Origin of the sequence: Streptomyces sp. NPDC005803, assembly GCF_040630435.1 — a bacterium.
Lineage (GTDB): Bacteria > Actinomycetota > Actinomycetes > Streptomycetales > Streptomycetaceae > Streptomyces.
In genome coordinates, this window is record NZ_JBEXXO010000021.1 from 160,417 (window position 1) to 180,325 (window position 19,909).

Genomic DNA, 19,909 nt, shown 5'->3' on the forward strand with positions numbered 1-19,909 from the left:
CAAGGCCGCCGCGGGGAATCGGTCACCGCGACGGCCGCGTACCCGGTTCACGCCTGGGCGGCGGGGTCCCGGTCGCGGTCGGAGGTGACTGCGGCCTTGATTCCGCCGGGGAGCTGTACGTGCACGGGGGGCCAGTTACCCCATCCCGGTGCCGGTTCGGCGGCCACATCGCGCCACCACGGCTCGACGGGCGGCGTATCGGCGGGTTCGAACGGCTGACCAGGCCGCGGAGCCGCCATCGTCACGCCGGCGAACTGCGTGGCGCGCATGGACCATTCGGCGGGTTCGGCCCACGGATGCAGGGCCAGGTTGAACGTGCCCCAGTGGATCGGCAGCATGACGCCCGCCGACGGGTCGTCGCCCTGGAGGTCGAGATGGGCCTGGACCCCTTCGTCCGGGCTCATGTGGATGTCCGGCCAGGCGCCGGGTTCCGGCTTGCTGTCCGTCTGGTCCTTCGGCCAGTACTGGCTGTACGCGCCGATCTGGATCATGGTGGCGTCGAAGGGGCCGTGCTCGGCCCCGATCTCCTTGAACCCGGGGAAATAACCGGTGTCACCGCTGTGGTAGATCCGGTGCTCGGGACCCGCGACGACCCAGGACGCCCACAGGGTGTGCTGCTGATTGCGCAAGCCGCGGCCACAGAAGTGCCGGGCCGGCGTGGCCGTCAGGCTGATCCCGGCCACGGTCGTGGACTCGTTCCAGTCGAGCTCGTGGATCCGGTCCGCGGGTACGCCCCAGTGCTCCAGGTGCGCGCCCACCCCGAGCGGCACCGCGAAGACCGTGGCCGTATCCGCCAGAAAGCGGATCGTCGGGAGGTCGAGGTGGTCGTAGTGGTCGTGCGAGATGACCACGACGTCGACCGGACCCAGGGCGCCGAGCGGCAGCGGCGCGGGGTGCACACGCTTGGGCCCGGCGAAGGCGAAGGGGGAGCACCGCTCGCCCCAGACCGGGTCGAAGAGCACCCGTCGTCCGTCGATCTCGGCGAGCACGCTGGAATGCCCCATCCAGGTGAGCCGCAGACCCGAGGCGGGGGGCTCGGCGAGGTCCGCGAGGGTCGTGGCGTGCACGGGTACGGTCCCGGTCGGCGTCCTCAGGACCCTCTCCTCCTTGCGGAAGTAGACCTTCGCGAACTCCAGCGCGGAGCCGGACGGTCTGATCCGCGCCCCCACCGGGTTCTGGAAGACCCCGTCGGCGAAGTTGGGAGAACGGCGGATGCGCTCCATACGGGCGCCGCCCGGGTCTGCCCCGAAGGCCGCGGGACGCAGTGCACGCAGTCGGGTGCGGAGCGGAAGCTTGGAGTCAGCGCCGGTCACAAGATCTCCTGAGGGAGTCGGTGTCGTCTCATTATGGACAGGGTGGACGAGTGTGCGAGAGCGGAACACCCGACGGGACGGAGTTGCGGAAGGACCCGTTCAGCCACGCAGCTGTCCGTACACGTGCTCGACGTGGAGGCGCAGGACGATCCGCCGGTCCCTGACCATGGCCCTGCGGTAGTCGTCCCAGTCCGGGTGCTCGCCCTGGACGTCGCGGTACAGCGTGACCAGTTCAGCCACGGTGGCGTCGTCGGGATCCTCGGCCACCGGAGTCAGCTCGGCGGTGCCGTCCACGACCGTCCAGGCCCAGCGGTCCTGGCTGGTCACGTGGTAACTCGCCCGCGCGTCCCGCAGCAGGTTGCGGGTCTTCGCCCGGCCCTCGGTGACCGAGACGCGGACGATGCGCTCGTCGGGGTAGTAGAAGTGGTTGACATTGGACAGCTGCGGCCTGCCGTCACGCCTGAGCGTGATCAGCACACCGCCGTCCTCTTCGGCGACCAGCCGTAGCAATTCCTGCTGTCGCGCATCGAAACCCGTCACGCCGAACCCAACGTCCGGTCGGCCCGCAGGATTCCGCATCCGGCGGGGCACGCCCCGCCTGCGTCCGGATCCGGCCACTCCCGGAGGCGGCCCGTCCGGGTGGGGCCGGGCCGTTCCGGCCACGGGCCCGGGGTAGGGCGCAGGCCTCATTGACAGGGCGCAGCCGCCTCCGGATACTGACTGGCGATTCAGTAGATGATCGTCGGCCGGTAGCCGGGGCAGAGGATCCGCTCCCCCGCGCCTCTCGGCTCCGCCCGATCGCCATGGCCGAGGAGTGCCCCGATGACGACGCCTCCGGTGTCCCCGCCCGCCCCGTTGATCTCACTGACCTGGACGGACCACGTCACGGGCCGCCAGGGGCACCTGGTCGTCGACCGGCTGGTGCGTGGGGTGTCCAGCGGCGGACTGCGCATGCGGGCCGGCTGCACCCTGGACGAGGTGGCCGGACTGGCCCGCGGCATGACCATGAAGGAGGCGCTCCACTTCGACGCGGACCGGCCCGGGACGCGCTACATACCGCTCGGCGGCGCCAAGGGCGGCATCGACTGCGACCCCCGGGATCCGGCGGCGTACGGCATTCTGGTGCGCTATCTGCGGGCGCTGCGACCGTACGTGGAGAGCGTCTGGACGACCGGCGAGGATCTGGGGCTCACCCAGGATCTGGTCGACCGGGCCGCCGCGGAGGCCGGGCTCGTCTCCACCGTCCAGGCGGTCTACCCGTTGCTCGACGACGAGGCCGCGGCGCGACGCCGGCTGGCCGACGCCTTCGCCGTCGAGGTGGAGGGCATCGGCCTGGACGAGCTGGCGGGTGGCTGTGGAGTCGCCGAGTCCGCGCTCGCCGCGCTGGACGGAGCGGGGGTCGCGTACAGCGACGCGCGGGTCTCCCTCCAAGGGCTCGGCACCATGGGCGGGGCGACCGCCCGCTTCCTGTGCCGGGCCGGCCTGCGGGTGGTCGCCGTCGCCGATGTCAAGGGCACGATCGCGAACCCGGCGGGTCTCGACGTCGAGGCGCTCCTGGGCGCCCGCGACGCCTACGGCACGGTGGACCGCGGTGTGCTCCGCGACACCGATCTGGAGCTGCCCGCCGACGCCTGGCTGGCCCAGGACGCCGACGTGCTCGTACCCGCCGCTGTCTCGTACGCCGTCGACCTGACGAACCAGGCACGGATCACCGCCCGTTGGGTCGTCGAGGCGGCCAACATGCCGGTCCTGCCGGAGGCTGAGGCACTGCTCACGGCGCGCGGCATCACGGTGCTGCCCGATGTGGTCGTCAACTCCGGTACCAACGCCTGGTGGTGGTGGACCCTGTTCGGTGACATCGGCGCCGACGCGGACGAGGCCTTCGCGCACATCCGGCGCTCGATGCGCGCCCTCGTCGCACTCGTGCTGGCCCGCGCCGCGAGTGACGGCTGCACCCCGCGCGCGGCGGCGCACGCCATCGTCGCCGACCGGTTGCCGGTGATGGCCGACCGCTTCGGCTGGTACCGCTGAGCGCGGGCCCCCGCATCCCACTTCGGCCTCGTCGAACCGCCGACGCCGGGGACGGGCACACCAGGGACCCACCGGACAACCGGTGTCGACCGCGTCTGACAGCGACAGACAGCGACAGACGGAGGCGGACAGAGGTGGTTGAGCAGGAGGGGCCCGGAGGTAGGCCGGGGTCGACGGCTCGGGTCTCGGCCTACCGCCTTTTCCGGAGCGGGCATTGGTTAGGGTGACGCCGTGGCAAGAGTGCGGTTGGGTGTGGCGGAGCGGCGCGAGGAGTTGCTGCGCGCTGCCGTCGAGCAGATCGAGGTACGGGGCGTCGCGGCCGTGCGGATCGCCGATGTGGCGTCCGTGCTCGGCGTGAGCAACGCCCTCGTGCTCTACCACTTCTCCACCAAGGAGAAGCTGGTGGCCGCCGCCTTCGCGCACGCCGCGGAAGCCGACCTCGCCCAGCTCCGCAAGCTGCTGGGCCGGCGGACCACCGCGGTGCGCAGACTGCGCTCCGCCGTGCGCTGGTACGCGCCGACGGGCCAGGCCAAGGGCTGGCGACTGTGGATCGAGGGCTGGGCGGCCTCCCTCCGCGACCCGGCGCTGCGCAATGTCGCGGGCGATCTCGACCAGCAGTGGAAGGCGGAACTGGCGGAGGTCATCGAAGAGGGCGCTGCCGCGGGCGAGTTCCACTGCGACGACCCGATGTCCGTGGCCTGGCGGCTGACCGCGCTGCTGGACGGTCTGGCGGTGCAGATGACGTCGTACGCCGGACCGCTGTCCCGGGCCACGATGCTGGAGTGGACCGAGGAGGCGCTCGCCCGCGAACTGGGCATCGACCACGAGACCCTGACGGCATGACGGCCTGACGACTCCACCACTCGACCACTCGGCCATTCGACGGCTCGGCGGCGGACTGACGGCTTGGCCGCTCGACGATGAACGGCCGGGTTGACCGCCTGAGGGTGGTCCGTCGGCTTGACCGCCTGAGGGTGGTTGCCGTCCCGTCGGCTGCTCCGCCCCCCTGAGCGGCGGTCAGGTCTGGCGCAGAGGTGCGTAGGACTCGCCCTGGAGTCCGAAGGTCCACGCGACGCCCTCCTTCGCGGTCCTGGTGCGCGGCGGCACCCTCAGCCAGTACGTGCGGTGCGTCCCGTCCGGCTCCGGAGTGGAGTTGACCACCTCCACCATGACCACGTCCTCGTCGCCGTCGAGCGGGATCCGCCAGAGAACGCCCGTCTCGTCCCGGTGGACCGGCTCGGCACCGGACTCGGTGAGATAGCGGTCGTATCCGTAGAACTCCAGCATCACGCGCCGCAGCTCCGCGTTGTCCTCGGCGCGGATCCGCTCCGGGGTCAGCGCGCCCAGCTCCGCGAGGAACGCGGCGGGGACGGGCATGCCACGCCAGGCGTACAGGGCGAAGCCGTCGCGGTAGGCCAGGGCGGGACCGTCACCTCTGTCCAGCCGGCCCGCCTCGTCCCGGTGCAGCGCCTCGGGACGCTCACTCATGACCACCGTGCGCTCGTAGGGCCACCACCAGCCCGCGTTCCTGGCGACGGCCGCGAGTCCGTCGAGCCGGTCGCCCCGGCCGTCGAAGGCGGCGAGCCAGGCCGCGTCGTGCTGGCCCAGGACCGCGTCGAGCAGCACCAGCCGGACACCCGACTCGTCCTCGGGCTTCACGGCGAGATCGGCCACGACCCCGGCCCGTATGCGGTCGGCGAGCGCCGAGGTGGTCTCCCAGAGCTGGGCGCCGGTGGCGGACCACAGCGCGGACCAGCCGGCCGGTCCCAACTCGTCGTACATTCTGCGCCGTTCCTCGGCCCAGGGCCGGGTCCGCACCTCGTCACGCACCGAGTGCCCCGCATCGGTCAGCTTCTCCACCGCCTCGACGGCGGCCCTGGGCGAATCCGCCCAGACGAATTCCGCCGGCTCGGCCAGACCCGCGCTGCGGTAGGCGAGCCGCACCCCGTCCTCGGCCGCCGCCCGGTCCGCCGCGCCGGTCGCCGCCGCCACGGCCCGCCAAGAGTCCACGTACTGCATCGGTTTCCCCGTCCCCTGTTTCTGTGTTTCTGAGTTTCTGTGTTCCTGACGTTTCCGGTCTCTCAGTCCGCGACGACGCGGACCGCCCCCGGTGTGTACTCACGCTGGCGCACCACCCGGAACCAGCCCTTCGGCAGCGGGATCACCGCGTGTTCCTCGTGCACCACGCGTCCGCCGTCGGGGAGGTGGAGCAGCATCGGGCCGAACACCCCGCCCTCCCGGATGAGCCGTCCCGGCCCCGGCACGGCGTGCGCGTGTCCGGTGACCTCGCCGAGCGCGAGGACCAGCCGGCCACGCCCGTCACGCAGTTCGCCCGGGGCCTCCACCAGATTCGCGGGCACCGCGGACTCCTCCAGCGCCATGATCAGTACGTCGCCCTGCCGGTACACAGACGTCTCCCCTCCGTAGCGGCACCCGCTGTGCCGGCCACGTGGAAAACGCTACGGCGGGGGACTGACAATCGGCCGGTGAGCGCCGGAGGACGGGGCCGGTAGCCCCGTTGTCAGTGGGCCTTGATAAACCTTGCGGACATCAATCCGTCGCCGTCACCAGGAGCTCAGAGCCATGTCCGACGCGGACCACCTGCACGAGCTGCTCGGCCTTCCGGTCGTCGATTTCCAGTCCGGGACGAATGACAGCCCCCGGCCGGCCGCCGACGCGGCGGCCTGGCGTGTCTCGATCGAGCCTTACGAGGACGAGGACCGCACCTGGGAGCAGGAGTTCGCCGCGTTCCTGGACGAGGTGGACCCCTCCGGTGTCCGGGCGCTGATCATCGGGCAGTGGGGGGAGTCCTACGAGGAGAAGTCGTCGTACCCCATCGGTCTCGTCATCGCCGCAGCCGACCGGCTGACGTCGTTGGAAGCGGTGTTCGTCGGTGATCTGACGGCAGAGGAGGCGGAGATCTCCTGGATCGAGCAGAGCGATGTCACCGCGCTGCTCACCGCCTTCCCCGCACTGGTGGAGCTCGGGGTGCGCGGCGGTTCCCAGCTCGCCTTCCCGGCCACGAAGCACGAGAGGCTGCGTGCGCTCACCATCGAGACCGGCGGTCTTCCGGTGCAGGTGGTGCGCGGGGTGCTGGACAGTGAACTGCCCGCCCTGGAGCGGCTCGACCTCTGGCTGGGTGTCTCCGCGTACGGGGGCGACACCGACGTGGCGGACCTCGCGCCGCTGCTGTCGGGGACGCGCTTCCCGGCCCTGCGCCACCTCGGTCTGCGCAACAGCGAGGTGGAGAACGAGATCGCGGCCGCCGTGGCGTCGGCCCCGCTCGTGGCCCGGCTGCGCACGCTCGACCTGTCCTGCGGCACGCTCGGCGACGAGGGCGCGGCAGCGCTGCTGGAGGGCCAGCCGCTGACCCACCTCGAGGTCCTCGATCTGCACCACCACTTCCTCACCGAGCCGATGGAGCGCCGGGTCACCGAGGCCCTGGAACCGCACGGGGTACGGGTGGATCTGTCGGAGCGCTGCGAGCCGTGGGGCGACCGCGGTGTCGCGGGCCGATACGTCACGGTGTCGGAGTGAGTGCGCGATGACGGATATCGAGCACCCCGAGACCTTTCACGGTCTGCCCGTCTTCACCGTACTTCCTCGATTCGGTCGACCCTGGCGGGGTCCGGTCCCTGCTGATCGGCCCCTGGTGGCCGGACGACTACACGTCCTTCGCCCCGGTGGCGGAGCTGATCGCCTCCGACGCGGCCCGCTTCCCGGCGCTGCGCGGGCTGTTCCTCGCCGATGTCATCGGCGAGGAGTGCGAGGTCTCCTGGCTGGAGATGTCGGACATCACCTCCCTGATAGAGGCGTTCCCGCGCCTGGAGGAGCTGGTGGTGCGCGGCGGCGGGGACGCCGTCCCCGAGGAGGAGAAGCTCCGGTTGCGTCCGCTGAGGCATCAGGCCCTGAAGTCGCTGAGGTTCGAGTCGGGCGGCCTGCCCGGCCATGTGGTCCGGGCGGTAGGCGCTTGCGAACTGCCCGCTCTGGAACGGCTGGAGCTCTGGTTCGGTGCCTCGTGGTACGGCGGCGACGCCACGGTGGAGGACATGAGGCCGGTCCTCTCCGGCGGAGGCTTTCCCCGTCTGCGCCACCTCGGCCTGCAGAACAGCGAGATCCAGGACGAGATCGCCGCGGCGGTGGCGTCCGCCCCGGTCGTCGCGCAACTGGAGTCGCTCGCGCTCTCCATGGGAACGCTCAGCGACACGGGAGCCCTCGCCCTTCTCGACGGCCAGCCGCTCACTCATCTGGCGTCGCTGGACCTGCACCACCACTACCTCACCGATCCGGTGGTGTCGCGCGTTGAGGAGATGTGCGCCCGCGCGGGCGTGCACGTCGATCTGGGCGAGGCGGACTACTGGGATCCCGAGGACGACGAGCCCCGTTATGTCGCGGTCAGCGAGTAGCGCGCCGCGTCTGGCGGTCGTCGGCAATCCCGGGAGCCGCCGGGTCGGCCTCTTCCAGGACGCCGTGCGCGCCGCCGGGCTGCCGCGGGCGCGCACGGTGCCCTGGCTCGATGTGCTGCGGGGGGAGGCGGACTTCCTGCCCGGGGAGACCGTGCGCATCGACTCGCCCGGCGAGGACGCGGAGGTCGAGCGGCTGCTGCGCGGGGTCGACGAACCGACGCGGGTGGAGGGCTCGGCCCTCTGGTACGCGCGGTTCACCTCCGCCGTACGGGACGTGGCCCGGGCGGCGACGACCGCGGGGGCGCACCTGCTGGACGGCCCCGGCGACATCGCGGTGCTGTTCGACAAGCGTGTGTGCCACGGCGTCCTGGACGCCGCGGGCGTCCCCGTGCCCGCGTCGCCGACGTCGGGACCGGGCGCGCGTCCTGTGCGCGGCTGGGCCGAGGTACGGGCGCTGATGGCGGACCACCGCATGCCGCGGGTGTTCGTCAAGCCCGCGCACGGGTCCTCCGCCTCGGGGGTGATGGCCGTGGAGACGGCCGGTCCCGGCCGGGTCCGGGCGGCCACCTCGGTCGAGCGGGACCCGGCGGGCCGCCTGTACAACTCCCTCCGGGTCCGCCGCCTCACCACGGAGCGGGAGGTGGCGGCGATCGTCGACGCGCTCGCGCCCGACGGGCTGCACATCGAGCGCTGGCTGCCGAAGGCCTCGCAGCGGGGCCGGGTCGCGGATCTGCGGGTGGTGGTGGTCGACGGCCGCGCGACCCATGCGGTCGTGCGCACCAGCCGCTCCCCCATGACCAATCTGCACCTCGGGGGTGCGCGCGGCGATCTCGACGAGGTGCGGGCCGTGGTCGAGGCGGCGGGCGGCAGCTGGCGCGAGGCGCTGGCCGTGTGCGAGAGGGCTGCCGCCGCCTTCCCCGACACGTTGTGCGTGGGAGTCGACCTGCTGCCCGCCACCGGCTGGCGGCGCTTCGCCGTGGGAGAGGTCAACGCCTTCGGCGATCTGCTGCCGGGACTCACCGGGCTGCCCGGCAGCGGAGCAGAGGGCCTGGACACCTACGCGGCGCAGGTCGCCGCCGTACTGAACCGAGCAAGGAACCACCGTGTCAGCGCATCCTGAGTCATCCTCCGACGTCATGGACGCCGTCGGCCCCGACATGAGCGAGGTCGTGGGCAGCCACGATCTGCTGCTCGTCACCCTGGACACCCTGCGGTACGACGTCGCGGCGGAGCTGGCCGCCGCCGGGCGCATCCCGAATCTGGCCCGGCATCTGCCGGACGGCCGCTGGGAGAAGCGGCATGCCCCGGGGAGCTTCACCTATGCGTCGCACCAGGCGATCTTCGCCGGGTTCCTGCCCACGCCGGCCGCCCCCGGGCCGCACCCCCGGCTGTTCGCCGCACGGTTCGCCGGCAGTGAGACCACGGCGGAACGCACGTTCGTCTTCGACGAACCCGACCTGGTCTCGGCGCTCGCCGGGGCCGGATACCGCACGGTGTGCATCGGCGGGGTCGGGTTCTTCAACCAGCGGGCGCCGCTCGGCTCGGTGCTGCCCGGACTGTTCCAGGAGGCGCACTGGGAGCCGGAGTTCGGCGTGGCCTCACCCACCTCGTTCGAGGCGCAGGTGGCCCGCGCCGAGCAGGTCGTCGCGGGACTTCCGGCCGGTCAGCGGCTGTTCCTGTTCGTCAACGTGTCGGCGCTGCACCAGCCGAACTGGTTCCACCGGCCCGGCGCGACCCGCGACGCGGGCGACAGCCGCGCCACCCACGCGGCCGCACTGGAGTACGTGGACGCCCACATCGGCCGTCTCTTCGCCGCCGCGAGCAGCCGCCGCCGCGCCTTCGCCGTCGTCTGCTCCGACCATGGCACGGCGTACGGCGACGACGGCTACACCGGGCACCGGCTCGGTCACGAGTGCGTCTGGACCGTTCCGTACGCACACTTCTTCCTGGAACCGGGGGCCACGGCACGATGACCGGTCTGCACACCACTCGCCCGTACCAGAGCTACGTCTACGCCTATCCGCACAAGACGGCCTACGGCCGGCTCGCCGGGCAGCCCGGCGGACGGCCCGCGCTGAGCGACCTGTGGGCGGGCGAGAACAAGGACGCGCTCTCGCTCTACCTCCACATACCCTTCTGCGAGGTCCGCTGCGGTTTCTGCAATCTCTTCACCCGGGTCGGCGCGCCCGACGAGCTCACCACCCGCTATCTCGACGCCCTGGACCGGCAGGCGACCGCCGTACGGGACGCGCTGGGGGACGGGGAACCGGTGCGCTTCGCCGCCGCCGCGTTCGGCGGCGGGACGCCCACCTTCCTGAACGCCGGCGAGCTGGAGCGGCTGTGCGACATCGCGGAGAAGCGCATGGGCGCCGATCTGCGGTCCGTGCCGCTGTCCGTCGAGACCTCGCCGTCGACCGCGACGGCCGACCGGCTGGCGGTCCTCGCCGACCGGGGGGCGACCAGGATCAGCATCGGTGTGCAGAGCTTCGTGGAGGCCGAGGCCCGCGCGGCGGTCCGCCCGCAGCGCCGCGCCGACGTCGAAGCGGCCCTGGGCCTGATCAGGGAGAGCCGCGTCCCGGTCCTCAACATCGACCTGATCTACGGCATCGACGGCCAGACCGAGCGGAGCTGGCGCACCTCGCTGGACGCGGCACTCGCGTGGCGGCCTGAGGAGTTGTACCTCTACCCGCTCTACGTCCGGCCGCTGACCGGCCTGGGCAGGCTCGGGGCCGCTGCCGAGGCCGCTGCGGACGCCGCCTGGGACGAGCAGCGGCTGCGGCTGTACCGGGCGGGCCGCGACCACCTCCTCACCCATGGCTACGAGCAGGTGTCGATGCGGATGTTCCGCCGCGCCGACGCCCCGCGGAGCGACGGCCCCGACGACTACGCCTGCCAGACCGACGGCATGATCGGCCTGGGCTGCGGCGCCCGCTCGTACACCTCGCGGCTGCACTACTCCTTCGACTACGCGGTGGAGATGCGCGAGGTGCGGGCGATCATCGACGGCTACACGGCCGCCGAGGACTTCTCGCATGCCGAGGTGGGCCGGTTCACCGACGGCGACGAGGCCCGCCGCCGTCATCTCCTGCAGTCCGTCCTGCAGGCCGGGGGACTGCGCGTGTCCGAGTACCGCGAGCGCTTCGGTACGGCCCCGGACGAGGACTTCCCCGAGGAGCTCGCCCGGTTCGAGGGCCGGGGCTGGCTCGACGGGGAGGCGGCGGCCGCCGGCCGGCTGCGCCTGTCGCCCGAGGGTCTCGCCCACTCGGACGCCGTGGGTCCCGACCTCTTCTCCCCCGCCGTACGGGCCGCGATGGCCGCGTACCAGCTGAAGTGAGCCCCGTATGGACCTGACGATCCTCTACCGCGGCCCGCTCGCCTCGTGCGACTACGACTGCCCGTACTGTCCGTTCGCCAAGCGGCGCGACAGCGGGGAGCAGCTGCGGGCCGACCGGGACGCGCTGGAGCGCTTCACCGCGTGGGCCGCGGAGCAGACCGACGACCGGATCTCGGTGCTGTTCACCCCGTGGGGCGAGGGGCTGGTCCGCTCCTGGTACCGCCGGGCGGTGGTCGAGCTGGCCCGGCTGCCGCACGTGCGCCGGGTGGCGATCCAGACGAACCTCAGCGGCCGTACGCGGTGGCTGGCGGAGGCGGGCGCCGAGTGCCGCGACAAGATCGCGCTCTGGTGCACGTACCACCCCGGCCAGACACCCTACGAGCGGTTCCTCGGCCGGTGCGGGGAGCTGGTCTCGCTGGGCGTCCGCCACAGCGTGGGTGTGGTCGGGCTCGACGGTCATCTCGCCGAGGCACGGCGGCTGCGGGCGGCCCTTCCCGAGGAGGTCTACCTCTGGGTCAACGCCGCCGAGGGCCACACCTATACGGACGAGGAGGCGGACCGGTGGACCCTGATCGACCCGCTGTTCCCGTACAGCCGCCACCCGCACCGCTCGGCGGGTCTGCCCTGCCGGACGGGTGAGTCGGTGATCTCGGTGGACGGTGACGGCACGGTGCGCCGCTGCCACTTCGTCCGCGCCGAGCTCGGCAATCTCTACGACGGCAGCTACCGCGCGGCCCTGGGCCCCCGGGCCTGTCCGCTCGCGGTCTGCGACTGCCACATCGGGTACGTGCACCTGGAGACGCTGCCGCTGTACGACGTCTTCGCCGGCGGGGTACTGGAACGCGTACCGGCCCTGCCGCTGTCCCCGGTCGCCGTGGCCGGCGCTCCGGGCGGCTGAGGACAGCGGGCTGCTCAGAGCGGCAGCAGGTCGGGCCGCTTGGCCTCCACGTGGTCCCCCGAGGACTCGCCGCGCAGCCGCCGTCCGATCCACGGGACCAGGTACTCGCGTGCCCAGTGGATGTCGTCGCGCCGTACTTCGAGCGTGCCGCGCTGTACCTGCGGCGGCCACTCCTGATCCGGGTCGGCGGGCACGTCGAGGCCGAGGACCTGGGCGGCGCGCAGCGCGACCCGGGTGTGTCCCTCGGGCGACAGGTGCAGCCGGTCGTTGTCCCACGCCCGCCTGTCCTGGACCGAGCGCAGGGACCAGAGGTCGAGGACCGGGCAGTCGTAGCGGTCGGCGATGGACCGGACATGGGCGGTATAGGTGGCGATCTTGCCGCGCAGATGGCGCAGCACGGGAACGTTGCGGGTGTCGAAGCCGGTGGTGACCATGACGGTGCCGACCGACCGGGTCAGGTCGGCGACCGCGCGCTCGAAGCGCTCGGCCACGTCGTCGGGGTCGGTGCCCGGCCGGATGATGTCGTTGCCGCCGGCGCAGAAGGTCACCAGATCCGGGGCGAGTTCCTTGGCGCGCGGCACCTGTTCCTCGACTATCTGGTCGAGGAGGCGTCCTCGTACGGCGAGATTGGCGTATCTGAAGTTCTCGTGCGCGGATCCTGCGCCGCCCGTCGTCGCCTCGGGGTCCGGGAGCTGGTCCGCGAGGAGTACCGCGAACCGGTCCGCCCAGCCGACGAAGGTTCCGCCCGGGCCGGGATCACCGACTCCCTCGGTGAAGCTGTCGCCGATCGCCGCGTACGACCCGATGACGCCCCGTCGGTTGATGACGCCCTGCTGGATGTTGTTCGAATCGTCTGCCACAAGGGCATATCCTGCACCGCCGAATGTGACCTACGCGACCGTAATACGGGGTTGACGGGTGGTGAGATAGACCACCCGGTCAGTTTTTGGTAAAGGGGGAATAAGAATGTCCGGCACCAGGGGACGCCCCCTGGTGCCGGACACATACGGCGGAGGGGCGGCGCGCCGCCGCGCACCGCCCCTCCGTGTATCGCTCAGCTCCCGGTCACCGGACCGGGACCGGTGTCACCTGGATCAGACGTAGATCCCGTGCGACGCCAGGTAGGCGATCGGGTCGATGTCCGAGCCGTACGCCGGGCCCGTGCGGACCTCGAAGTGGAGGTGCGGGCCGGTGGCGTTGCCGGTGGCGCCGGACAGGCCGACCTGCTGGCCCGCGGTCACGGTCTGGCCGGCCGAGACGGAGAGCGAGGACATGTGGCCGTACTGCGAGTAGTGGCCGTCGGCGTGCTTGATGACGACCTCGTTGCCGTAGGCGCCACCCCAGCCGGCGGTGACGACGGTGCCGGAGGTGATCGCCTTCACGCTCGTGCCGGTCGCGACGGGGAAGTCGATGCCGGTGTGGCTGCCGCTGGACCAGTTGGAGCCGGAGGCGCGGTAGGCGGTGGTGTGGTTGCCCGGGACCGGGTGGACGTAACCGGAGTCGTTGCTCTGGGCCGCCGGGGCCGAGGTCTCCTCGGACGCCGTGGCGTCGGAGGACGAGGAGGACGAGTCGGCGGCCGTGGAGGCCTTCGTCTCGGTCTTCTGGGCCGGGGCCTTCGACGGGGCCTTCGTCGAGGTGGAGGTGGTCGAGGCGTGGCCCCAGGCCTTGCCGCCGAGGGTCAGCTTCATACCCGGGAAGATCAGGCTCGGGTCGTCGCCGACGACCTTGCGGTTGTCCTGGTACAGCTTGTGCCAGCCGCCCTTGAGCTTGTGCTCGGCAGCGATCTTCGACAGGTAGTCGCCGGAGACGACGGTGTACGTCTCGGTACCGGCCTGCGTCTTCGCGACCTGCTTGGCCGGGGTGGCGTGCGTGGCGGCCGACTGCGAGGCGGCGGGGGCGGCCTGCTCCGCGGCGTTGGCGCCGGTGGCACCGAGCAGCGGAAGCGCGATCACGGCGCCGCCGGCGCTCGCGGCGACGACGCCGCGGGCGATGGTGCCGGCCTTGGGACGACGGTGCTTACCCGAGATGGGCATGAAGGTTTTCCTCTCCGGCGCCTGCGAGGTGAGCTGTCGGGTTCGGACTGGAGATGTCCGGTCGCGGCGGACGCGACTTCACCCCGAGCCGGCCGGATTCCCGGTCGGCGGCTTACCTGGTTCCCCCGCTCCTGCCACGCGGTGAGTGGGTGCGAATTCCGGGCGGCGGCAGGATTAGGCGGTCCGTCCGGATTGCAGCGAACGTAAGCGAGCCGGGACGGCGGAAACAAGCCACGAGTTCTCCGCGGGATTCCGCACCGGAAAGCCGGCGCGGAATTCCGGTCACACTCCGTGGATTACGGATCTTGGCTTTCCGCGCGGTGCTTGGAATACCCATCGGGCGCACCGCCACACACCGTCACGGATATGATCCCGCTCACGAGAAGGTGATCATCTCCCCTGCGATCAGGGCATGTTCGGATAAAAGGAGCTATTCGGACATGTCATGCCCGCCGCCCCTTCCGCATCGGCTCACCCACCGGACCGGCCCCCTCCCCGCCGGGCCCGCACACCCTTCGCGGGGCCCGAAGTGCGGGCGTGACCAAGATGATTGCCCGAGGAATCGATGTCGTATCGTCACGAGAGTGGTCCCGCGGGCGACACGCGCCGGCGGCAGAGCCTCCAGGAGTGACCGTGACGCAGCAGCTGCCGCAGACCCCGTCGACGGAACCCGAACTGGCGGGTGTCCGCAATTTCCGTGACGTGGGCGGGCTGCCCACCTCGGACGGCCGCCGGGTGCGGTACGGACGGCTCTACCGCAGTGGTCACCTGGCGCACGCCACGGCCGAGGACACCGCGTTCCTCGCCGGTCTCGGCCTCCACACGGTCTTCGACTTCCGCAACGTGGCCGACCACAAGCTGGACGGCCTGGACGTGGAGCTGCCGGGCGTGCGCAATGTGAGCATCCCGCTGAGCGACCCGGCGGACGGCGCGGAGTTCTGGCGGATGGTGCGCGACGGCGACATGGACGAACTGCGGTCGATCCTGGCCGACGGCAAGGGCTCCCGCCGCATGATCGCCTCCTACCGCCGGACCATCCTGGACCGCACGGCCGAGCACAGCCGGGTTCTGCACGCCCTGGCCGAGGACAGCGTGCCCGCCCTGATGCACTGCGCCGCCGGCAAGGACCGCGCGGGGCTCTCGATCGCGGTGTCCCTGCTCGCCGTCGGCGTCGAGCGCGAGGCCATCGAGGCCGACTACCTCAAGTCGAACGACGCGCACCGCCGCTACAGGATCCGCCGCAGCGACACCTCCCCCGCCGGAATGTCGCCCGAGGTGATGGAGCTGCTCAATCCGCTCTTCGGCGCCCACCCCGACTACCTGGCCGCCGCCTTCGCCACCATCGACGAGACCTGGGGCAGCACCGACCGCTACCTCGCCGAGGGTCTGAAGATCACCCCGGAGACGCGGGAGCGACTGCGCGAGCGCCTGCTCGACGAGATCTGAGCGGCCGGCCGGCGCCCCCGGCTACTGGTTGTGCATCCCCACGGCGAACAGCAGGTAGAGGAAACCCGCGACGACGTGCCCGGCCACCAGGTAGGCGAAGAGCCTGATGACGAGCCCGCGGGGCATCTTCTTCTCCTGCGGGTCGTAGTTCTTGGGCCGGGCGGGGCTGAGCGGGTCGTAGTTCTCGGAATCGGACATGACAGGTCCTTTCAGGCGGGCCGGTGGGCGGGCCGGTGGCCGGGTGGGCGGGCCGGCGACACGCAGCCGGCCCGGGCGGCGCCTCAGCGACGGTGGATCCCACTGCCGAGACACAGCTCGGCGGCGGGGCTCTGCAGCAGGGTGTGGACGAAGAGCAGCTCGGCGCCGTCCCGGTCCGGGGCCGCGATCCGGTGCGGGGTGAGCGAGTCGAAGTGCGCGCTGTCCCCGGGGGCGAGGTCGTGGACCGTGTCCCCGAGGGTCACCCTGAGATGTCCGGCCAGGACGTACAGCCACTCCTCGCCGGGATGGACGCGGACCAGGTCGCCCTGGGCGCCGTGCGGGACACGCACCCGCAGGGCCTGCATCGCCCGGCCGGAGCCGCCGGCCTGCTGGTACATCCAGCCGTCGGCCTCGGCGCCCTCGAACCTGCGGCCGCGGACGATCGCGTCCCGTTCCGGGGGTATCTCACCGAGCAGCTCGGAGACCGTCGTACCGTAGATCCTGGCGAGCCCGAGCAGCATCGGCAGCGAGGGCTGGCGCCGGCCCGTCTCGAGCCGGGACAGGTGGGCGGGCGACAGCCCGGCCCGCAGGGCGGCGGTCTCCAGGGTGAGACCACGGCTGCGGCGCAGATCGCGCAGGCGTGGCGCGACCCCGGGCAGCTCGTCGGCCACCCCTCCTTCTGGAGGTTTCATACCTCCATTGGGCCAGGACCTTTCCTGGGAGGCAAATTTCTTGCCTCCCAGGCAAAAGCCTCGGCGAGCCCGGTGCGCGGCTCCCTCCGCTCAGCGGTTGGCGACGGCCTGCTTCACCAGGGTCCGCCCGAAGTCCCACATCAGTCCGCCGCCGCTGTGCGCGTCGTCCATCACGGCCGTGAACGCGCTCACGAAACGGTCCACGTCCGCCTCGTCGATCACCAGGGGCGGGATCAGCTTGATCACTTCGAGGTGGTCACCGGAGACCTGGGTCAGGATCCGGTGCTTCTGGAGCAGCGGAACGACCACCATCTGCGCGAAGAGCCCCTTGCGGGCCGCCTGCAGCATGGTCCAGCGGCTGCGCAGTTTCAGCGAGCTCGGCCGGCCGAACTCGATGCCGATCATCAGCCCTCGCCCGCGCACCTCGTGGAGCAGTTCGTACCCGTCGACCAGCACGGCCAGCCGTTCGCGCAGCAGGTCACCGGTGCGGCGCGCGTTCGCCACCGTCTCCTCATCCTCCATCACGGCGAGAACCGCGAGCCCGGCCGCCATCGCCTGGGCGTTGGAGCCGAAGCTCGCGGAGTGGACCAGCACCCGGTCCATCGAGGAGTAGACGCGCTTGAAGATCCAGTCCTTGCCGAGGGTCGCCCCGACGGGCACGTAGCCGCCGGAGAGCGCCTTGGCGACGCAGACCAGATCGGGTTCCACGCCTTCCTCGTGCTGGTACGCGTAGAAGTCACCGGTCCTGCCCAGGCCGGTCTGCACCTCGTCCGCGATGAGCAGTGCCTTGTGCTTGTGCAGCAGCTCCTGGGCTGCTCGCAGGAAGCCGGGCGGCGAGGCGTGCACGCCCTTGCCCTGGATCGGTTCGACGACGAGCCCCGCTACGTCGCCGCGCTTCAGCTCGCGCCGCAGGGCGTCGAGGTCACCGAGCGCGATGGCGGTGTCGGGCAGCAGCGGGGCGAAGCCGTCCCGGAAGCCGTCCTCGCCGTTGACCGAGAGCGAGCCGGTGGTCAGCCCGTGGAAGGCGTGCGTGCAGTACAGAATCCTCGGCTTCCCGGTGGCGTACCTGGCGAACTTGAGGGCCGTCTCCACCGCCTCCGTGCCGCTGTTGCCGAAGAAGACCCGGTCCAGGTGCGGGCTGTGCGTGAGCAGCTTCTCGGCCAGCAGGCCCGGCAGGGGCTGGCAGTCGAACCGGGTGAGGTCGGCGAGCGAGGCGTCCAGGACGTCGTGGAGCGCCTTGCGTACGACGGGGTGGTGGCGGCCGAGACCCATCACGCCGAAACCGGCGAGCATGTCCAGGTAGTCGTTGCCCTCCGCGTCCCAGAAGTGCGCGCCCTCGGCCCGTTCGTAGACCTTGTCGAAGCCGATGGTGTGCAGCATGCGCGGAAGCTGGTGGTTGAGGTGCTTCGTGTGCAGCTCGTAGCGTTCGGCGCCGCGTTCCGCGAGGAGCCGCGCCAGATCGAAGCCCTTGGGCTCGTCGTCCTTCATGCCCCGCTCTCCTTGTGCCCGTTGTGCGGGCCGTCCGGCCCCTTGTCCGCGGCCGCGTCCCGGGCGGCCGGCACGGCGCTGATCCGGCTCGCGATCTCGACCGGGGTGAGGCCGATGTCGGCCAGTACCTCGGCCCGTTTGCCGTGGGCGAGGAACTGGTCGGGGATGCCGAACGTCCGCAGCGGTACGTCGACCCCGGCGTCCCGCAGCGCCTGTCCCACGGCCCAGCCGACGCCTCCCGCACGGCTGTTGTCCTCGACGACGGCGACGAGCCGGTGCTTCGCGGCGAGCGGTGCGAGCTCCTCGTCGACCGGCTTGACCCAGCGGGGGTCGACCACGGTGCAGCGGATGCCGGCGCCCCTCAACAGGTCCGCGGCCCCCAGGCAGACGGGGGCCATCACGCCGACGGCGACCAGCAGCACGTCGGCGTCGTCGGCCCGGTGCAGGACGTCCATGCCGCCGATCCTGCCGATCGCGGGGACCGGCTCCCCCACGGACTCCTTGGGGAACCGGACCAGGGTCGGGGCGTCGTCGATGTCGACGGCCTCGCGCAGTGCGGTCCGCAGCCGTTCCGCGTCACGCGGGGCCGCGATCCGCAGTCCCGGCACGACCTGGAGCACGGACATGTCCCACATGCCGTGGTGGGAGGCGCCGTCCGGCCCGGTGATCCCCGCCCGGTCGAGGACGAACGTGACCCCGCAGCGGTGCAGGGCGACGTCCATCAGAAGCTGGTCGAAGGCACGGTTGAGGAAGGTGGCGTACACGGCGACGACCGGATGGAGCCCACCGGTCGCCAGTCCGGCCGCCGACACCGTCGCGTGCTGCTCGGCGATCCCCACGTCCCAGACCCGGTCGGGGAACGCCTCGGCGAACTTCGTCAGCCCGACGGGATGGAGCATCGCCGCCGTGATCGCGACGACGTCCGGACGCTCCGCGCCGATCGACGCGATCTCGTCCCCGAACACGGAGGTCCAGGTCGGACCGGCCGCCGGTACGAGCGGGGCGCAGGTCAGCGGGTCCATGGCGCCGACCGTGTGGAAGCGGTCGGCGTCGTCCCGGAGCGCGGGGAGGTAACCGCGGCCCTTCTCCGTGAGGCAGTGCACGACCACGGGACCGTGGAAGCGTTTGGCACGGTGGAGCGCGGATTCGACGGCTGCGGTGTCGTGGCCGTCGATCGGGCCGACGTACTTCAGGCCGAGGTCCTCGAACATGCCCTGCGGGGCGAAGGTGTCCTTGAACCCCTTCTTGGCACCGTGCAGTGACCCGTACAGCGGCTGGCCGATGACGGGTGTCTGCTGCAGGACGCCCTTGCCCCACGACAGGAAGCGCTCGTAGCCGTCGGTGGTGCGCAGGGTCGCGAGGTGGTCGGCGAGGCCGCCGATCGTCGGGGCGTAGGAGCGCTCGTTGTCGTTGACGACGATGATCAGCGGGCGGTCCCGGGCGGCGGCGATGTTGTTCAGCGCCTCCCAGGCCATACCGCCGGTGAGTGCCCCGTCACCGATGACCGCGACGACGTGGTCGTCCTTGCCCAGCACCTCGTTGGCCTTGGCGAGGCCGTCGGCCCAGCCGAGCACGGTGGAGGCGTGCGAGTTCTCGATGACGTCGTGCTCGGACTCCTCGCGCGAGGGGTAGCCGGAGAGGCCGCCCTTGCCGCGCAGCTTGGAGAAGTCCTGCCGTCCGGTGAGGAGCTTGTGTACGTAGCTCTGGTGGCCGGTGTCCCACAGGATCCGGTCCACGGGTGAGTCGAAGACCCGGTGCAGGGCGATGGACAGCTCCACCACCCCGAGGTTGGGGCCCAGGTGCCCACCGGTCCTGGCCACGGCCTGGACGAGGAACTTCCTGATGTCCTCGGCGAGTTCGCCGAGTTGTGGTGCGTTCAGCGCCTTGAGATCGTGCGGCCCCCGGATGGTCTGCAGCAGCGTCACGGCCGGGCCCCCTCTCTGCTCCTGTTATCGGCTCACGGTGGCGGCGGGTGCCCCCGGGGGGCCCCCCCCCCCCCCCCCCCCGCCCCCCACCGGAGAGCACACCGCAGGACAACCCGCACAGATTTGGGGGTATGGTATTGCGTGT

18 protein-coding genes, 1 pseudogene and 1 riboswitch are annotated in these 19,909 nt (G+C 71.6%); of the genes and pseudogenes, 9 read left to right on the forward strand and 10 right to left on the reverse strand.

The annotated features are described in order from the left end of the window. Positions 1-47: 47 nt before the first annotated feature. Both ABZ454_RS27655 and ABZ454_RS27660 read right to left on the reverse strand, forming a co-directional pair. Entirely contained in the window at positions 48-1,313 is a 1,266-nt protein-coding gene (locus ABZ454_RS27655) for an MBL fold metallo-hydrolase (protein WP_359541869.1), read from the reverse strand. A 99-nt stretch (positions 1,314-1,412) separates the two neighbouring features. Further along, positions 1,413-1,853, reverse strand: coding sequence for a PPOX class F420-dependent oxidoreductase (locus ABZ454_RS27660; RefSeq protein ID WP_356323040.1), 441 nt, complete (start codon positions 1,851-1,853; stop codon positions 1,413-1,415). A 282-nt stretch (positions 1,854-2,135) separates the two neighbouring features. Between ABZ454_RS27660 and ABZ454_RS27665 the strand changes: the two genes are divergently transcribed. Beyond that, positions 2,136-3,344, forward strand: a complete 1,209-nt coding sequence (locus tag ABZ454_RS27665) for a Glu/Leu/Phe/Val dehydrogenase dimerization domain-containing protein (RefSeq protein ID WP_359541873.1) — start codon at positions 2,136-2,138, stop codon at positions 3,342-3,344. A gap of 252 nt (positions 3,345-3,596) precedes the next feature. Next, complete coding sequence (locus tag ABZ454_RS27670) at positions 3,597-4,187, forward strand: TetR/AcrR family transcriptional regulator (RefSeq protein WP_356323080.1); 591 nt, start codon at positions 3,597-3,599, stop codon at positions 4,185-4,187. Positions 4,188-4,361: 174 nt separating this feature from the next. On the opposite strand, the gene ABZ454_RS27675 is transcribed toward ABZ454_RS27670, so the two are convergent. Beyond that, entirely contained in the window at positions 4,362-5,363 is a 1,002-nt protein-coding gene (locus tag ABZ454_RS27675; RefSeq protein ID WP_359541875.1) for a DUF6745 domain-containing protein, read from the reverse strand. A 62-nt stretch (positions 5,364-5,425) separates the two neighbouring features. Beyond that, a complete protein-coding gene (locus ABZ454_RS27680) occupies positions 5,426-5,752 on the reverse strand; it encodes a hypothetical protein (RefSeq protein ID WP_359541876.1) in 327 nt (108 codons plus the stop codon). Between the two features lie 175 nt (positions 5,753-5,927). Between ABZ454_RS27680 and ABZ454_RS27685 the strand changes: the two genes are divergently transcribed. The 6 genes and pseudogenes from ABZ454_RS27685 (at position 5,928) to ABZ454_RS27710 (ending at position 11,982) form a co-directional block, all read left to right on the forward strand. Continuing rightward, a complete protein-coding gene (locus tag ABZ454_RS27685) occupies positions 5,928-6,881 on the forward strand; it encodes an STM4015 family protein (RefSeq protein WP_359541878.1) in 954 nt (317 codons plus the stop codon). A 7-nt stretch (positions 6,882-6,888) separates the two neighbouring features. Continuing rightward, a pseudogene (locus ABZ454_RS27690) lies at positions 6,889-7,750 on the forward strand (STM4015 family protein). Further along, entirely contained in the window at positions 7,731-8,870 is a 1,140-nt protein-coding gene (locus tag ABZ454_RS27695) for an STM4014 family protein (RefSeq protein ID WP_359541880.1), read from the forward strand. Before ABZ454_RS27690 ends, ABZ454_RS27695 begins: the two are co-directional and overlap by 20 nt. Before the next feature lie 37 nt (positions 8,871-8,907). Beyond that, positions 8,908-9,723, forward strand: coding sequence for an STM4013/SEN3800 family hydrolase (locus ABZ454_RS27700; protein ID WP_356323082.1), 816 nt, complete (start codon positions 8,908-8,910; stop codon positions 9,721-9,723). Further along, on the forward strand, positions 9,720-11,084 hold the full coding sequence (locus ABZ454_RS27705) for an STM4012 family radical SAM protein (protein WP_359541883.1): 1,365 nt from the start codon (positions 9,720-9,722) through the stop codon (positions 11,082-11,084). The genes ABZ454_RS27700 and ABZ454_RS27705 overlap by 4 nt, the downstream gene beginning before the upstream one ends. Positions 11,085-11,091: 7 nt before the next feature. Then, positions 11,092-11,982: an STM4011 family radical SAM protein gene (locus tag ABZ454_RS27710; protein WP_359541886.1), complete on the forward strand. Its 891-nt coding sequence runs from the start codon at positions 11,092-11,094 to the stop codon at positions 11,980-11,982. A gap of 14 nt (positions 11,983-11,996) precedes the next feature. On the opposite strand, the gene ABZ454_RS27715 is transcribed toward ABZ454_RS27710, so the two are convergent. After that, positions 11,997-12,842 (reverse strand): SGNH/GDSL hydrolase family protein, encoded by an 846-nt coding sequence (locus tag ABZ454_RS27715; RefSeq protein ID WP_356323059.1) that lies wholly within the window; start codon positions 12,840-12,842, stop codon positions 11,997-11,999. Positions 12,843-13,076: 234 nt separating this feature from the next. Further along, positions 13,077-14,015 (reverse strand): LysM peptidoglycan-binding domain-containing M23 family metallopeptidase, encoded by a 939-nt coding sequence (locus ABZ454_RS27720; protein WP_359541888.1) that lies wholly within the window; start codon positions 14,013-14,015, stop codon positions 13,077-13,079. Positions 14,016-14,020: 5 nt separating this feature from the next. Next, positions 14,021-14,173: riboswitch (cyclic di-AMP (ydaO/yuaA leader) on the reverse strand. A 475-nt stretch (positions 14,174-14,648) separates the two neighbouring features. On the opposite strand from ABZ454_RS27720, the gene ABZ454_RS27725 reads away from it, so the two are divergent. Further along, on the forward strand, positions 14,649-15,461 hold the full coding sequence (locus ABZ454_RS27725; RefSeq protein ID WP_356323063.1) for a tyrosine-protein phosphatase: 813 nt from the start codon (positions 14,649-14,651) through the stop codon (positions 15,459-15,461). Positions 15,462-15,482: 21 nt separating this feature from the next. Here ABZ454_RS27725 and ABZ454_RS27730 read toward each other — a convergent pair whose 3' ends face one another. The 4 genes from ABZ454_RS27730 to dxs form a co-directional block, all read right to left on the reverse strand. Then, a complete protein-coding gene (locus ABZ454_RS27730) occupies positions 15,483-15,659 on the reverse strand; it encodes a DUF6126 family protein (RefSeq protein WP_356323065.1) in 177 nt (58 codons plus the stop codon). 83 nt (positions 15,660-15,742) lie between these two features. Beyond that, on the reverse strand, positions 15,743-16,351 hold the full coding sequence (locus ABZ454_RS27735; RefSeq protein WP_356323067.1) for an XRE family transcriptional regulator: 609 nt from the start codon (positions 16,349-16,351) through the stop codon (positions 15,743-15,745). Positions 16,352-16,441: 90 nt separating this feature from the next. Further along, on the reverse strand, positions 16,442-17,839 hold the full coding sequence (locus ABZ454_RS27740; RefSeq protein WP_356323070.1) for an aspartate aminotransferase family protein: 1,398 nt from the start codon (positions 17,837-17,839) through the stop codon (positions 16,442-16,444). Then, positions 17,836-19,764 carry a 1-deoxy-D-xylulose-5-phosphate synthase gene (dxs, locus tag ABZ454_RS27745; RefSeq protein ID WP_359541891.1) on the reverse strand — a complete coding sequence of 643 codons (1,929 nt, stop codon included), beginning with the start codon at positions 19,762-19,764 and terminating at the stop codon, positions 17,836-17,838. Before dxs ends, ABZ454_RS27740 begins: the two co-directional genes overlap by 4 nt. Positions 19,765-19,909: the final 145 nt, after the last annotated feature.

Coding starts and splice junctions, on each gene's coding strand:
- ABZ454_RS27665 (WP_359541873.1), top strand. CDS start 2,136: ATGACGACGCCTCCGGTGTCCCCGCCCGCCCCGTTGATCTCACTGACC.
- ABZ454_RS27675 (WP_359541875.1), bottom strand. CDS start 5,363: ATGCAGTACGTGGACTCTTGGCGGGCCGTGGCGGCGGCGACCGGCGCG.
- ABZ454_RS27685 (WP_359541878.1), top strand. CDS start 5,928: ATGTCCGACGCGGACCACCTGCACGAGCTGCTCGGCCTTCCGGTCGTC.
- ABZ454_RS27695 (WP_359541880.1), top strand. CDS start 7,731: ATGTCGCGGTCAGCGAGTAGCGCGCCGCGTCTGGCGGTCGTCGGCAAT.
- ABZ454_RS27700 (WP_356323082.1), top strand. CDS start 8,908: ATGAGCGAGGTCGTGGGCAGCCACGATCTGCTGCTCGTCACCCTGGAC.
- ABZ454_RS27705 (WP_359541883.1), top strand. CDS start 9,720: ATGACCGGTCTGCACACCACTCGCCCGTACCAGAGCTACGTCTACGCC.
- ABZ454_RS27710 (WP_359541886.1), top strand. CDS start 11,092: ATGGACCTGACGATCCTCTACCGCGGCCCGCTCGCCTCGTGCGACTAC.
- ABZ454_RS27720 (WP_359541888.1), bottom strand. CDS start 14,015: ATGCCCATCTCGGGTAAGCACCGTCGTCCCAAGGCCGGCACCATCGCC.
- ABZ454_RS27730 (WP_356323065.1), bottom strand. CDS start 15,659: ATGTCCGATTCCGAGAACTACGACCCGCTCAGCCCCGCCCGGCCCAAG.
- ABZ454_RS27735 (WP_356323067.1), bottom strand. CDS start 16,351: ATGAAACCTCCAGAAGGAGGGGTGGCCGACGAGCTGCCCGGGGTCGCG.
- ABZ454_RS27740 (WP_356323070.1), bottom strand. CDS start 17,839: ATGAAGGACGACGAGCCCAAGGGCTTCGATCTGGCGCGGCTCCTCGCG.